Origin of the sequence: Modicisalibacter sp. MOD 31.J, assembly GCF_020147985.1 — a bacterium.
GTDB classification, from domain to species: Bacteria; Pseudomonadota; Gammaproteobacteria; order Pseudomonadales; family Halomonadaceae; genus Modicisalibacter; species Modicisalibacter coralii.
This window is the reverse complement of record NZ_JAGXFF010000002.1, coordinates 1,030,386-1,043,569: the sequence shown is the minus strand read 5'-3', so window position 1 is coordinate 1,043,569 and position 13,184 is coordinate 1,030,386. Positions and strand designations below refer to the sequence as shown.

The following is a 13,184-nucleotide window of genomic DNA, read 5'->3' as shown; positions in this document are numbered from 1 at the left end:
GCACAGCTCGACCCGGAAAGTTAAGCCCCGCGATCGCCGCTCGGCCCGGCGGGGGCGAGACAGCGTTGCCGCAGGCGCTCACGCAGCGCGGCGTGCTGGGCCCGGGCGGTACGAAAGGCCGGCCAGGGTGCCTCCGGATGGGTGAGCGACAGCCAGTGACGGCGATAGGCGTCGATGGCCGGGCGCGAGACCGTGAACGCGCTCAGCAGGGCGTCCACGGCCGTCAGCCAGCGCTGCGCATCCCGGGCCAGGCTGTCGAGGTCGGCCCGCAGGCGCTGGCTTTCCTGCCCGTCGAGCGCGGCGGCCAGACGCTCGTCCACCGGGGGCTCGGCGGCGGTGTCGGGCGCGCAGAATGCCGGGTCGGCGAGCCGTGCGGCAATCACCTGGTCGAGGTCATCGAGGCGCCGCGTGGCGAGCAGCAGGCTGCGCAGGATCCGCGCGGTCAGCGGCGCGTCGCGCAGCGCCTTGAGGTGGTTCTCGAGCGTGGCGGAGTCGGGCGTCCAGCGCGGATCGTATTGATGCAGCACCATCCGTCTCAGATAGCCCAGCGCCGCCAGTTGTGCCTCGAGGGAAGGTATTCCACCGGGAGGCAGCGGTGCGCTGGCGCGCGAGAAGTTGCCCGTCCATTCGCTGGAGTCGAACAGGCCGTTCCAGCTCGCCCGTGGCAACTGGCGCGTCTTGCGCGCGAGGAGGTCGGCGAGTCGCTGGCGGTCGTCCTTCGCGAGGTCGTCGGCGCTGGTGTCGTTCCAGCAGGCCTGCAACTGGCGCCAGAGCGCGAGTTCGTAGAGCCAGCGCTGGCTGGGGGCGGCCACCTTGCCGAGCTGGCTGTTGCGCTGGGCGACCAGGCGGACGATGCCGCAGCGGCGCAGCGCGTAGACGTCGAGCAGCCCCTCGCGGATCTCGTCGATGGTGAACCGGCGTGCGTCTCGCCCGGGGAAGGCGGCGATGTTGCGGGGCGGCGGCGTGGCGGGCGCCTCGACCCCCAACGCCGCGGCCAGGCGCTGCTGGTAGTCGATGAGCCGGTGGTCGGCCTCGCTGCCGCCCTGACAACCGGCGAGCAGGGCACCGAGCAGCAGAACACCCGGCAGCAGGGCCGGCAGCCGGCGACGCCTCGGCCGTTCAATCGCCTGCCATGGCCGGCGCGTCATGGCACCACTCCCGACTGATGCGCCACAGCCGCCAGCCGAGCAGCACTGCGGCGACACTGAGTCCGGCGATCATGCCGATCCAGTAGCCGTAGACGCCCAGCGCGGGAATTCCCGGCCAGTGCCCGCCGGCCAGCAGATAGCCGCTGCCCAGCCCCGCCAGCCAGTACGAGATCAGGGTGATGGCCATGATGATCCGGGTGTCCTTGTAGCCGCGCAGCGCCCCCGCCAGGGTGACCTGCAGGGAGTCGGAGACCTGATAGAGCAGGGCCAGGTAGATCAGCGACAGCGCCAGTTCCTGGACCGCCGGATTGGGTGTGTAGAGCGCCACCACCGGCCCCGCGGTGAGCCACAGCAGCAGGTCGTTGATCAGCGCCACCAGCAGGCCGACCAGCGCGCCATTGGCGGCCACGAAGCGTGCCCGGCGCGGCGCGCCCCCGCCCAGGGTGTTGCCGACGCGGACCGTCAGCGCCATCGCCAGCGACAGCGGCAGCATGAACAGAATCGAGGTGTAGTTCAGTGCCACCTGGTGCGCCGCCACGGTGATCTCGCCGAAGCTGGCGATCAGCAGGGCGATCAGGGTGAACAGCGTCACCTCGACGAAGATCGCCACGCCGATGGGAATGCCCACATGCAGCAGTTCGGCCAGTTGCTCGCGCTGCGGACGATGCCAGGTCAGCCACAGCTGAATCGGGGCAAAGACCTTGCTGCGCCGGGTAAAGCCGATCATCGTCAGGCACATCACCCACATGGCGATCGCCGTGGCGATACCGCAACCCTGGGCGCCCAGTGCCGGCAGGGTCGCCAGCGGGGCGGGCAGGGCGTCGCCGAACAGCGCGACCAGGCCATCGCCGCCGTAGATCAGCAGGTAATTGCAGGGAATGTTCGCGGCCAGGCCCACCAGGCTGATCCACAGCGTCGGCCGGGTATGGTTCATGCCGTCGGAGAAGGCGCGCAGGGCCTGGTAGATCGCCACCCCGGGCATGCCCAGCGCGACCATCGCCAGGTAATCGCCGGAAAGCTCGGCGACGGGGCCGGGCACGGCCATCAGCCGGAAGACCGGCGCGACGCCCCAGACGAGCAGCACCGCGGCGAGCCCGCCGAGCAGCAGCGCCAGCCACAGGGCCTGATGCACGAAGGGGCGGATCGCCGTGTCGCGCCGGGCGCCGAGCAATTGCGCGACGATCGGCGTCAGGCCCATCAGCGTGCCGGTCATGAACAGCATCAGCGGCAGCCACAGGCTGGAGCCCACCGAGACCGCGGCGAGATCGCGGGCACTGGCCCGCCCGGCCATGATCACGTCGGCCACGCTCATCCCCGACTGGGCGAGCTGGGCGCCACAGATCGGCAAGGCCAGGCGCAGCAGGTCACGGGTTTCGCGGCGGCTCTCTCGCCAGTGTCGACGCCACGTTTCGGTCATGTCGATGCTCCCTATCGACGCAGGTCATGAAAGGGCCAGTCTAACAACCGCGGTACATTTCCGCGCGTCGCCCGGCGCCGTATAATGCGCGCCATGAACGACACGCCTTCCACCCCCCACCGCATCACGGATGCCGTGGCGCTCTTCGACGGCCTGTTCGCCGACACCTTCGACACGCGCCTGGTGCGCGGCGGTGACGAACCGCTTTATCTGCCGGCGGATGCCGACTGCCCCTGGCACCGGGTGATCTTCGCCCGGGGCTTCTTCGCCAGCGCGCTGCACGAGATCAGTCACTGGTGCATCGCCGGCGCCCGACGCCGCCAGCAGGAGGATTACGGCTACTGGTACCTGCCCGACGGGCGCGACGCCGATCAGCAGGCTGCCTTCGAAAACGCCGAGGTGGCGCCCCAGGCGCTGGAACTGCTGTTCTCGCGGGCCTGCGGGCGGCGCTTTCATGTCAGCGTCGACAACCTCGGCGACGTGCCCGTCGATCGTGATGCCTTCCGCGAGCGGGTCGAGGCGCGGGCGCTGCGCTACGAGCGCGAAGGACTGCCGGTCCGTGCTGCAGCGTTTCGCGACGCTCTCGACGCCTATTACCGGCGCGGGGCGCGCCGGGAGGCGGCGATCGCGGCGGGACGCGAGGGGCTGACGGTCGCCCTGGCCGAATCGCCGTGAGTCCCGCCGGGCCGCGTTTTTCGGCTCAGGCGTGGGACGCCTCCGCCAGCCGCTGGTGCAGGTAGAGCATCACCTGCACCTCGTGGTCGGGGCGCAGCGGCTCGAGACCCAGGTCGGCGAACAGCTCGTTGCGCGCCCGCGCCCATTCCCCCGGCGCCAGATCGGGATAGAGATCGTCCACCGGGGCCAGCTCGACGAACGGGTCGACGCCGAAGTCGTCGAACAGCCGCGAGAGCGCCGCCTCGTCGTCGCTGACGCCCGCCGTGTAGAGGGTGGCGCTGAAGTGATCCTGTTCGAGCTCCTTGAGCACGTCCAGGGGGCTCAGGCCGAAGGTGCGCAGCTCGTCGAGGCTGTAGTCGCCGAGCTTGAGCAGTTCGTCGTCGAGCCAGTCGTCGTCGGGCTGGATCAGGGTGTGCTTGATCAGGCCGTCGGGCAGCGCCCAGGCGATGGCCAGCGGCAGGGCGTCGTCCTCGCCGGTCTCGACGGCGATGAAGCCGGGAAAATCACTCATGGTGGCAAGCCTCGAGTCGGAAGAAGCGCCGGGCGGTGGCGGTGGTGGCCGTGGCGATGGTGGTCGCGTCGTCGCCGCGCCAGTGGGCGATCTCGTCGACGATCCAGGGCAGCAGGGCCGGTTCGTGGCGGCGCGCCCGGGGCTTGGCCGGCAGGTTGCGCGGCAGCAGGTAGGGGCAGTCGGTCTCGACCATCAGCCGTTCGAGCGGGATGTCGGCGAGCAGCTCGCGCAGATGGTGGCCGCGGCGTTCGTCGCACAGCCAGCCGGTCAGGCCGATGTGCAGGTCGAGGTCCAGATAGCCGTGCAGCGTCTCGCGGTCGCCGGTGAAGCAGTGCACCACCGCATCGGCGATGTCGTCGCGCCAGCTCGCCAGCATCTCGCGCATGCGTCGGCCGGCGTCGCGCTCGTGGACGAACAGCGGTAGCCCGGCCTCGGCGGCCAGGCCCAGCTGGGCCTCGAAGGCGCGCTCCTGGTCGGCCGGCGCGGAGAAGTTGCGGTTGAAGTCCAGGCCGCATTCACCGGCGGCGACCACTTCGGGGCGGCGATACAACTCGGCGAAGCCAGCGGCCAGCTCGGCGTTCCACTGGCTGGCCTCGTGGGGGTGAACGCCGGCGGTGGCGTAGAGCCCCGGGTGGGCGACGGCGAGGGCGACGGCCTCGCGGGCATGGCGCAGGTCGGTGCCGGTGACGATCAGCGTATCGACACCGGCGTCGCGGGCACGCTCGATCACCGCCTCGCGATCGCGGGCGAAGCTGTCGTGGGTCAGGTTGGCGCCGATGTCGACCAGCGGAGCCGGCGCCGTGAAGCGCAGCGCCTCCGGCAGGGGCGTCTCGTCGCGGGTGTCGGGCGTCGTTAGGGACATTCGCCGCTCCTCGGTGCGTGGGCCGACCATTGTAACGCGATGCAAGGCGGGGCCACAGCGCCACGGTGGCTGCGTTACAATGGGCTTTTGACATTCGCGAAGCGAGGTAGTGCGTGACGCTGCTACGTCTGGAACAGCTGCACCTGGCCTATGGCCCGCACGTGTTGCTCGATGGCGCCGATCTGGTGCTCGAGCGGGGCGAACGCCTGGCCCTGGTGGGGCGCAACGGTACCGGCAAGTCGACCCTGCTGGGGTTGGTCGCCGGCGACAACCTGCCCGATGACGGGCATATCTGGCGTGCCCCGGGGCTGCGCATCGGCGTGCTAGAACAGGACCTGCCGGTGGCCAGTGGCGAGACCATCTTCGACGTCGTCGCCCAGGGGCTGCCGGAGGCGGGGGCCCTGCTGGCCGAGTATCACCACCTGATCCAGGCCGACGACCCCGACATGTCGCGCCTGGCCCAGTTGCAGACCGAACTCGAGTCGATCGACGGCTGGTCGTTCCATCAGCGCATCGACACCGTGCTGACCCGCCTGGGGTTGCCCGCCGACTCAGCGATGAGCGGGCTTTCCGGCGGCTGGCGGCGGCGCGTGGCCCTGGCCCGTGCCCTGGTCGCCGAGCCCGATCTGCTGCTGCTCGACGAGCCCACCAACCACCTCGATCTGGATACCATCACCTGGCTCGAGGAGCAGTTGGCGAACTTCACCGGGGCGGTGCTGTTCATCACCCACGACCGTGCCTTCCTGTCGCGGCTGGCCACCGGCATTCTCGAGCTCGACCGTGGCCGGCTGGGCCGCTACCCCGGCGACTACGCCCGTTATCAGGAGCTCAAGACCCACGAACTCGAGGTCGAGGCCCGCGAGAACGCCGAGTTCGACAAGAAGCTGGCCCAGGAAGAGGCGTGGATTCGCCAGGGCATCAAGGCGCGGCGGACCCGCAACGAGGGGCGCGTGCGTGCCCTCCAGCAGATGCGCAAGGACCGTGCCGACCGGCGCGAGCGTCAGGGGCGGGCGACGATCCGTGTCGACACCGGCGAGCGCAGCGGCAAGCGCGTGGTGGAACTCACCGGTGTCAGCCAGCGCTATGGCGACGACTGGATCATCCGCGACCTCGACCTGGAGATCCAGCGCGGCGACCGGGTCGGCCTGATCGGCCGCAACGGCGCCGGCAAGACCACGCTGCTCAAGATCCTGCTCGGCGAGCTCGAACCCACCGAGGGTCGGGTGCGCCTGGGCACCAACGTGCAGGTGGCCTACTTCGACCAGTTGCGCGCGGGGCTGGAGCCGGAGAAGAGCGTCTACGACAACGTCGCCCAGGGCCGCGACCGGGTCACCGTGGGTGGCAAGGACAAGCACGTCATCAGCTACCTGCAGGATTTCCTGTTCACCCCCGAGCGGGCGCGCCAGCCGGTCAAGGCGCTCTCCGGCGGCGAGTCCAACCGCCTGCTGCTGGCCAAGCTGTTCACTCAGCCGGCCAACGTGCTGGTACTCGACGAGCCGACCAACGACCTCGACGTCGAGACGCTGGAACTGCTCGAGGAGTTGCTGCTCGACTTCTCCGGCACGCTGCTGCTGGTCTCCCACGACCGGGTGTTCATGGATAACGTGGTCACCGACGTGCTGGCCTTCGAGGGCGAGGGCCGGGTCCACCAGTACGTCGGCGGTTACAGCGACTGGATTCGTCAGGGCGGCAAGCTGCCGCCGGCGCCCTGGGCGTTCGACGCGCAGGGGATCGAGGGCTCGGCGCGTCAGGGCGCTCAGGCAGGGTCCGGCGAAGCGAACGACACGGCGAGCGACGCGCAAGCGGCGGACGATGGCAAGCGACCCAAGCGGCCGGTCAAGCTCTCCTACAAGCTGCAGCGCGAACTGGATGCGCTGCCGGCGACGATCGAACGGCTCGAGGCGGAGATCGCCGATTACGAGAGCACGGTCGGGGATCCGGGCTTCTACCAGCAGGAGGCGACCAGGGTGACCGCGACGCTCGAGGCGATGGCTGCCAAGCAGGCGGAACTCGATGCCGCCATGGAGCGCTGGATGGAACTGGAGGCGATGGCCGAGGGCGACGGCTGAGCGGCGGGCACCGGCGTCGATGCCGGTGCCCGCGACGGCGTTACTCGGCGGTGGTTTCGCCGTCCTTGCCGACGCGTACCGCCAGCACGTCGCACTCGGCGCCGTGCAGCACGCCGGTGGAGGTCGAGCCCAGCAGCAGGGCGAAGCCGTGACGGCCGTGGGAGCCGACCACGATCAGGTCGACGTCGTTCTCCTTGGAGAAGCGGTGAATCTCGGTGTCCGGCATGCCGACCACGACGTGCTGATCCTCGCGGGGGACGTCGTGGGGGTCGGCGATCTCCGCCAGGCGCTGCTTGGCATGATCATCCAGCTGGTCCTGGATGCTGGTCAGGTCCATGGGGATGTCGCCGCCGTAGGCGAAACCCAGGGGCTCCAGCGTATGGATGATGGACAGCTTGGCATGGTTGCGGCGGGCAATGGGGATCGCGCGCTCCAGGACCCGGGTGGAATCCTTGGTGAGGTCCACGGCCACCAGGACGTGATGGTATTCACTGCTCATGGGAAAGCCCTCCCTTTCGACGAAACATGCCTTCACTCTAAGGCGTGGTTTTGCGCTTCACAACGATCCATATCAACGTTTTAGGACATGTCGATGACATTCTGGCTGGTTCTGGCCTTCACCATCCTGGCGATCCTCTCGCCGGTCCTGTGGCTGCGTCCCTCGCCGCGGGATCGGCGGCTGATCGACCTGCGCCGGGCCGCGCGCGAGGCAGGGGTGAGCGTGGATTTCGGCAAGGCGCCGCTGCACGAATCGAGCGGGCTGGTGGCCTATCGCTGGCGCTACCCGCAGACCCGCCCGGGGCCGCGCTTCGTCGCGGTGCGCGATGCTCACGCCAGCGAGGCGCTCAAGCCCTGCGCCCACGGCTGGCGCTGGCGCATCGAACCGCTGCGGCCGATGGACGAATCGGCCCGTCATGCCTTCGAGGCCGTGCTGGCTGCGTTGCCGGGGGATGCGCTGGTGCTGGAGTCGACCCGCGATCAGCTCTGGGTCTGGTGGAGGGAATCATGGAACGCGACACAGTTCGCCCATCACGAGCCGGCGATCGCCGGGCTGCGCGATGCGCTGGAGGGCGACGCGCCTCGCTGTGGCGGGCCGGCGCCGCCGCCCTGAAAGAGGCTGGCGGGGCCAACAGGCCCCGCCGCCGGGCGGTCAGCAGTCGTCGTGATCGGGTGTCCGTGTCTGCAGGCGCAGGCCGTTCTTCTCGATGCGCGAGAGCAGGTCGTCCAGCGTGGCGAGTTCCTCCTCGCTGATGCCGGCGAAAATCTCGGTGCGCGCCTGGCTGGCGATGGCATCGATCTTTTCCAGCAGCGGCGTCGCCTGGGGTGTCAGGTAGACGCGCTTGGTGCGTCGATCGCTGGCGCAGGGGCGGCGTTCGATCAACCCCTGGTCGGTCAACTGGTCGAGCGTGCGCACCAGCGACGGTGCCTCGACGCCAATGGCGCGAGCCAGGTCGCACTGGGGCTGGCCGTCGCCCATCTGCCATAGATGGTAGAGCGTCACCCAGCGGGTCTGGGTGAGGTCGAGCGGCGCCAGGCGTTCATCGAGGATGGCGCGCCAGAGGCGAGGCAGGCGTGTGAGCTTGAATCCGATAGTCTCAGGCATTGGAGTTGTCGTTTCGCAGGCTAATATCATCCTAGATTGTCCGTGAACCACCGTGCATTGCAACCCCCTGCACGGTGCATGAATCAATCGCCGCCGGGCAAAAGCTGACGAACGTCAAGACCCGGGATCCCGGGCGGCGGACGGATGGCGCCATCGGCCCGTTCGGCGCCCTGGGGCGAGGTGGCGACACGAAAATGCATGACGCCGAGCCGCTGGCCGGTGGCGGTCATCACGTCGATACGCCAGTCACCGGCGGAATCGCCGGGGAAGTGCTGCTTGTGGGTCCAGGCACGATAGCCCTTGTCGCGGCCGCCGTGAATGATCAGCGGAATGCGATCGATCACCTCGCCCTCGTGGCGCCAGACGTGATAGATCTTCTCGCGCAGCCCCCGGGGGGCGCGAATCGCGGTATAGGCATACAGCCCCTGGGCCTGGAGGGCGGATTGGGTCAGTGTCAGGCTGCCCTCGGGCCGACGCTGCCCGGTGTCGAAGCCCGGCGACAGGGCGCTGCCGGTGATCCACAGCGTCGCCGGCGGGATCCAGGCACGCCCCGCCCAGGCGGCGCCACCCAGCAGCATGGCCAGGCCGATCATCGCCAGCCACCGCAACAGCCCCTTGGGACGCAGCAGATGGATCAGGCTGGGCAGGCTGAAGACCATGGTCGCCAGCACCGCCAGCAGCAGCGTCTCGCCGGTGGTCAACTGGAGCATGATCGGCAGGGTGACCAGGATCACCAGGAACACGCACAGCGCGTGAAAGCCGAAGTACAGCCAGCGGTGGCGTTCGGCCAGATGGAAGTAGAGCGGGTCGAGGATCGATACGATCCCGCAGGCGATCATCGCCAGGGTGAAAAACGCCTGGCCGCTGGCCCAGACCGTGGTCGCCAGCAGGAACGGCAGGGTGAAGAACAGCGTCTCCTGATGGATCATCTGGGCGATGAAGGTGGTCACGCCGCGTGGCAGCGTCGGGTAGCCGCGACGTGCCAGAAGACGGCCTATCATGCTCTCGGAGAGCAGCAGGATCCAGGCGACCAGCAGCCCCAGCGCCAGCAGGGCGCCGAGCGACTGCTGACGATCGACCAGAAAGAAGCTCAACGCGCCGATCAGGAAAGCCAGCGGCGGCCATAGCCAGGCGTAGGGGCGCAGCCGCTTTACGACCCGTTCGGTGACGCGTTGCAGGCGCAGCAGCCGCGAAAAAGTGGCGGTCGTCATCGATGAAGTCTCACTGCAGTCTCCGGGGCCAGGACGCAGCGCATGCTAACAGGTGTCGGGAAGCGGCGGGAGTCGCCGGATCGCTACACTCTCGCCGTGATCCGGCCGCGATGAAATCCGCGATCCGTGCTTGACGGCGTGGCCGGGCTTGGCTCAAGCTAGCCGTATTCAAACGCTTGTATGAATACCGTTCCCCTCCAACCCGTGGAGATAGGTCCATGATCTACCAAGGCAGTGCCCTCACGGTGGCCAAAGACAGCGATGGCATCGCCACGCTGACCTTCGACCTGGCCGACGAGTCGGTCAACAAGCTATCCAGCGGCGTCATCGGCGAGCTGCAGGAGGCCGTGACGGCCATCGAGGCCGACGAAGGGCTCAAGGGCCTGGTGATCGCCAGCGCCAAGCCGGCCTTCATCGTCGGTGCCGACATCACCGAGTTCCATGGCCTGTTCGCCAAGGGCGAGGACTATCTGGTCGACATGAACCAGCGGGTTCATGCGCTGTTCAACCGTATCGAGGACCTGGCGTTCCCCACCGTCACCGCCATCAACGGGCTGGCGCTGGGCGGCGGTTTCGAGATCACCCTGACCACCGATTTCCGGGTCATGGCCGACTCGGCGCAGGTCGGCCTGCCCGAGACCAAGCTGGGCATCCTGCCGGGCTGGGGCGGCTGTGTCCGCCTGCCGCGCATCACCGGCGCCGACAATGCCATCGAGTGGATCGCCGCCGGCAGCCAGAACGACGCCGAGGCGGCACTGAAGATCGGCGCGGTGGATGCCGTGGTCCCCGGCGAACGGCTCGAGGCGGCGGCGCGCGACATCCTCGCCCGCGCCAATCGCGGCGAACTCGACCATCGCGCCCGGCGCGCCGAGAAGACCGAGCCGCTCAAGCTCAACGCCATCGAGCAGATGATGGCCTTCGAGACCGCCAAGGGCTACGTGGCGGGCAAGGCGGGGCCGCACTATCCGGCGCCGATCGAGGCGATCAAGGTGATCCAGAAGGGCGCCGGCGAGAGCCGCGAGCGGGCCCAGGCGATCGAGGCCAAGGCCTTCGCCAAGCTGGCGCTCACCGATGTCTGCTTCAACCTGGTGGGGCTGTTCCTCAACGACCAGGCGGTCAAGAAGCGGGCGGGGGCCTACGAGAAGCAGGCCGCCGCGGTGGAACGTACCGCGGTGCTGGGTGCCGGGATCATGGGCGGCGGCATCGCCTACCAGAGCGCCTACAAGGGCACGCCGATCCTGATGAAGGACATCAAGGAGGAGGCGATCCAGCTGGGCCTGAAGGAGGCACGCAAGCTGCTCTCCAAGCAGGTCGAGCGCGGCAAGCTGGATGCCGATGGCATGGGCGAGCGGCTGGCCAACATCCGCCCGACGCTCTCCTACGGCGACTTCGGTGACGTCGACCTGGTGGTCGAGGCGGTGGTCGAGAATCCCAAGATCAAGGGCGCGGTGCTTGCCGAGGCGGAACAGGCCGTCGGCGAGAACACCGTCCTGGCGAGCAACACCTCGACCATCTCGATATCGCGGCTGGCGCAGAACCTGACGCGCCCCGAGAACTTCTGCGGCATGCACTTCTTCAATCCGGTGCACCGCATGCCGCTGGTCGAGGTGATTCGCGGCGAGAAGACCTCGGACGCGGCGGTGGCGGCGACGGTCGCCTATGCCCGCAAGATGGGCAAGACGCCGATCGTGGTCAACGACTGCCCGGGCTTTCTGGTCAACCGCGTGCTGTTCCCCTATTTCGGCGGCTTCACCAAGCTGGTCGAGCAGGGCGCCGACTATGAACGCGTCGACAAGGTGATGGAGAAGTTCGGCTGGCCGATGGGTCCGGCGTACCTGCTCGACGTGGTGGGCATGGACACCGCCCTGCACGCCAGCGAGGTGATGGCCGAGGGCTTCCCGGAGCGGATGGCCCAGGACGGCGAGAGCGTGATCAAGGTGATGGTCGACAACGACCGGCTGGGCCAGAAGAACGGCCGCGGCTTCTATCGCTACGAAGAGGACAGGAAGGGCAAGCCCAGGAAGGTCTCCGACGACGCGGCCCGCTCGCTGGTCGCCGAGCACGCCACGGGCAAGCAGGAATTCGGCGACGACGAGATCATCGCCCGATTGATGGTGCCGTTGTGCCTGGAAACGGTGCGTTGCCTGGAAGACGACATCGTCGGCAGCCCCGCCGAGGCGGACATGGCGCTGATCTACGGCATCGGCTTCCCGCCGTTCCGGGGCGGCGCGCTGCGCTACATCGACGCCACCGGACTCGCCGAGTTCGTGGCCCTGGCCGACCGTCTCGCCGATGAACTCGGCGCCCTGTATCGGCCCACCCAGCGCCTGCGCGACATGGCCGAGAAGGGCGAGCGTTTCTACGCCGACCCGGCCGACGCCTCGGCCTGACCACCACTTCGGATCCGATTTTCAGGAGAGCAACGATGAGTTTGAATCCCAGGGATATCGTGGTGGTCGACGCCGTGCGTACCGCCATGGCCAAGGCCAAGAACGGTGCCTTCCGTCACGTTCGCGCCGAGAACCTGTCGGCGGCGGTGATGCAGGCGCTGTTCGATCGCAACGACCGGCTCGACCCCGCCGAGGTCGACGACGTGATCTGGGGCTGCGTCAACCAGACCCTCGAGCAGGCGATGAACATCGCCCGCAACGCCGCGATCATGACCGGCATTCCGCGCAGCGTGCCGGCGCAGACCGTCAACCGGTTGTGCGGGTCGTCGATGAGCGCCCTGCACATCGCCAGCGCCAACATCCGCGCGGGCATGGGCGACTTCTACATCATCGGCGGCGTCGAGCACATGGAACACGTGCCCATGACCCACGGCGTCGACGTCAACCCGGCGGCCAGCAAGTACGCCGCCAAGGCGGCGATGATGATGGGCCTGACCGCCGAACTGCTGGGCAAGATGCACGGCATCACCCGCGAGGAGCAGGACAAGTTCGGCGTGCGCTCCCACCAGCGCGCGCTCGCCGCCAACGAGAAGGGCTACTTCGACGACGAGATCATCGGTGTCGAGGGCCACGACGCCGACGGCTTCCGCTGCCGGGTGGATCGCGACGAGGTGGTGCGCACCGACGCCAACCTCGACGACATGGCCAAGCTCAAGCCGGCCTTCGATCCGCGCAGCGGCACCGTGACCGCGGGGACCTCCTCGGCGCTGTCGGTGGGCGCGGCCGGCCTGGCGGTGATGAGCTACGAACGCGCCCAGGCGCTGGGGCTGGAGCCGCTGGCGCGGGTGGTTTCGACCGGCGTGGCCGGTTGCGACGCCTCGATCATGGGCTACGGCCCGGTGCCCGCCACCAAGAAGGCGCTCAAGGCGGCGGGGCTGAAGATCGAGGACATCCAGACCGTCGAACTCAACGAGGCCTTCGCCGCCCAGTCGCTGCCGGTGCTCAAGGATCTCAAGCTGATCGACCGGCTCGACGAGGCGGTCAACCTGCACGGCGGGGCGATCGCGCTGGGCCACCCGCTGGGCTGTTCCGGGGCGCGTATCTGCACCACGCTGCTCAACGTCATGCGTCAGCAGGACACCACCCTGGGCCTGGCGACCATGTGCATCGGCATGGGCCAGGGCGTGGCGACGGTCTTCGAGCGCTTGAAGTAATCCGCTGCGGCCTGTCTAGCCAGCCAGACCACCAACGGCGCCCCGCGGGGCGCCGTTGGCGTTCGTGGGGCGGCCTTGAATCGG

At 68.7% G+C, this 13,184-nt stretch carries 12 protein-coding genes; 5 read left to right on the top strand and 7 right to left on the bottom strand.

The window, feature by feature from the left end; translation table 11 throughout:
* Positions 1-20: 20 nt before the first annotated feature.
* Complete coding sequence (locus KGR00_RS10505) at positions 21-1,148, bottom strand: DUF3080 family protein (RefSeq protein ID WP_224419756.1); 1,128 nt, start codon at positions 1,146-1,148, stop codon at positions 21-23.
* On the bottom strand, positions 1,120-2,565 hold the full coding sequence (locus tag KGR00_RS10500) for an MATE family efflux transporter (protein WP_224419757.1): 1,446 nt from the start codon (positions 2,563-2,565) through the stop codon (positions 1,120-1,122). Before KGR00_RS10500 ends, KGR00_RS10505 begins: the two co-directional genes overlap by 29 nt.
* A 93-nt stretch (positions 2,566-2,658) precedes the next feature.
* On the opposite strand from KGR00_RS10500, the gene KGR00_RS10495 reads away from it, so the two are divergent.
* Positions 2,659-3,240, top strand: coding sequence for an elongation factor P hydroxylase (locus tag KGR00_RS10495; RefSeq protein ID WP_224419758.1), 582 nt, complete (start codon positions 2,659-2,661; stop codon positions 3,238-3,240).
* A gap of 25 nt (positions 3,241-3,265) precedes the next feature.
* Here the strand turns inward: KGR00_RS10495 and KGR00_RS10490 are convergent, their stop codons facing one another.
* Together KGR00_RS10490 and KGR00_RS10485 are read right to left on the bottom strand one after the other, a co-directional pair.
* Positions 3,266-3,751 carry a hypothetical protein gene (locus KGR00_RS10490; protein WP_129139564.1) on the bottom strand — a complete coding sequence of 162 codons (486 nt, stop codon included), beginning with the start codon at positions 3,749-3,751 and terminating at the stop codon, positions 3,266-3,268.
* Positions 3,744-4,613: a TatD family hydrolase gene (locus KGR00_RS10485; protein ID WP_224419759.1), complete on the bottom strand. Its 870-nt coding sequence runs from the start codon at positions 4,611-4,613 to the stop codon at positions 3,744-3,746. The genes KGR00_RS10490 and KGR00_RS10485 overlap by 8 nt, the downstream gene beginning before the upstream one ends.
* A 113-nt stretch (positions 4,614-4,726) precedes the next feature.
* On the opposite strand from KGR00_RS10485, the gene KGR00_RS10480 reads away from it, so the two are divergent.
* A complete protein-coding gene (locus KGR00_RS10480; protein ID WP_224419760.1) occupies positions 4,727-6,682 on the top strand; it encodes an ATP-binding cassette domain-containing protein in 1,956 nt (651 codons plus the stop codon).
* A 40-nt stretch (positions 6,683-6,722) separates the two neighbouring features.
* On the opposite strand, the gene KGR00_RS10475 is transcribed toward KGR00_RS10480, so the two are convergent.
* Complete coding sequence (locus tag KGR00_RS10475; RefSeq protein ID WP_129139567.1) at positions 6,723-7,181, bottom strand: universal stress protein; 459 nt, start codon at positions 7,179-7,181, stop codon at positions 6,723-6,725.
* An 87-nt stretch (positions 7,182-7,268) separates the two neighbouring features.
* On the opposite strand from KGR00_RS10475, the gene KGR00_RS10470 reads away from it, so the two are divergent.
* Positions 7,269-7,793, top strand: a complete 525-nt coding sequence (locus tag KGR00_RS10470) for a preprotein translocase subunit YajC (protein WP_224419761.1) — start codon at positions 7,269-7,271, stop codon at positions 7,791-7,793.
* A gap of 39 nt (positions 7,794-7,832) precedes the next feature.
* On the opposite strand, the gene slyA is transcribed toward KGR00_RS10470, so the two are convergent.
* On the bottom strand, positions 7,833-8,285 hold the full coding sequence (gene slyA, locus KGR00_RS10465; RefSeq protein ID WP_224419762.1) for a transcriptional regulator SlyA: 453 nt from the start codon (positions 8,283-8,285) through the stop codon (positions 7,833-7,835).
* An 83-nt stretch (positions 8,286-8,368) separates the two neighbouring features.
* Complete coding sequence (locus KGR00_RS10460) at positions 8,369-9,496, bottom strand: DUF5924 family protein (protein ID WP_129139570.1); 1,128 nt, start codon at positions 9,494-9,496, stop codon at positions 8,369-8,371.
* Positions 9,497-9,714: 218 nt separating this feature from the next.
* Between KGR00_RS10460 and fadB the strand changes: the two genes are divergently transcribed.
* Entirely contained in the window at positions 9,715-11,886 is a 2,172-nt protein-coding gene (fadB, locus tag KGR00_RS10455; RefSeq protein WP_224419763.1) for a fatty acid oxidation complex subunit alpha FadB, read from the top strand.
* Positions 11,887-11,921: 35 nt separating this feature from the next.
* Complete coding sequence (gene fadA / locus KGR00_RS10450; protein WP_129139572.1) at positions 11,922-13,100, top strand: acetyl-CoA C-acyltransferase FadA; 1,179 nt, start codon at positions 11,922-11,924, stop codon at positions 13,098-13,100.
* The last annotated feature ends 84 nt before the right edge of the window (positions 13,101-13,184 follow it).

Coding starts and splice junctions, on each gene's coding strand:
- KGR00_RS10505 (WP_224419756.1), bottom strand. CDS start 1,148: ATGACGCGCCGGCCATGGCAGGCGATTGAACGGCCGAGGCGTCGCCGG.
- KGR00_RS10500 (WP_224419757.1), bottom strand. CDS start 2,565: ATGACCGAAACGTGGCGTCGACACTGGCGAGAGAGCCGCCGCGAAACC.
- KGR00_RS10495 (WP_224419758.1), top strand. CDS start 2,659: ATGAACGACACGCCTTCCACCCCCCACCGCATCACGGATGCCGTGGCG.
- KGR00_RS10490 (WP_129139564.1), bottom strand. CDS start 3,751: ATGAGTGATTTTCCCGGCTTCATCGCCGTCGAGACCGGCGAGGACGAC.
- KGR00_RS10485 (WP_224419759.1), bottom strand. CDS start 4,613: ATGTCCCTAACGACGCCCGACACCCGCGACGAGACGCCCCTGCCGGAG.
- KGR00_RS10475 (WP_129139567.1), bottom strand. CDS start 7,181: ATGAGCAGTGAATACCATCACGTCCTGGTGGCCGTGGACCTCACCAAG.
- KGR00_RS10470 (WP_224419761.1), top strand. CDS start 7,269: ATGTCGATGACATTCTGGCTGGTTCTGGCCTTCACCATCCTGGCGATC.
- slyA (WP_224419762.1), bottom strand. CDS start 8,285: ATGCCTGAGACTATCGGATTCAAGCTCACACGCCTGCCTCGCCTCTGG.
- KGR00_RS10460 (WP_129139570.1), bottom strand. CDS start 9,496: ATGACGACCGCCACTTTTTCGCGGCTGCTGCGCCTGCAACGCGTCACC.
- fadB (WP_224419763.1), top strand. CDS start 9,715: ATGATCTACCAAGGCAGTGCCCTCACGGTGGCCAAAGACAGCGATGGC.
- fadA (WP_129139572.1), top strand. CDS start 11,922: ATGAGTTTGAATCCCAGGGATATCGTGGTGGTCGACGCCGTGCGTACC.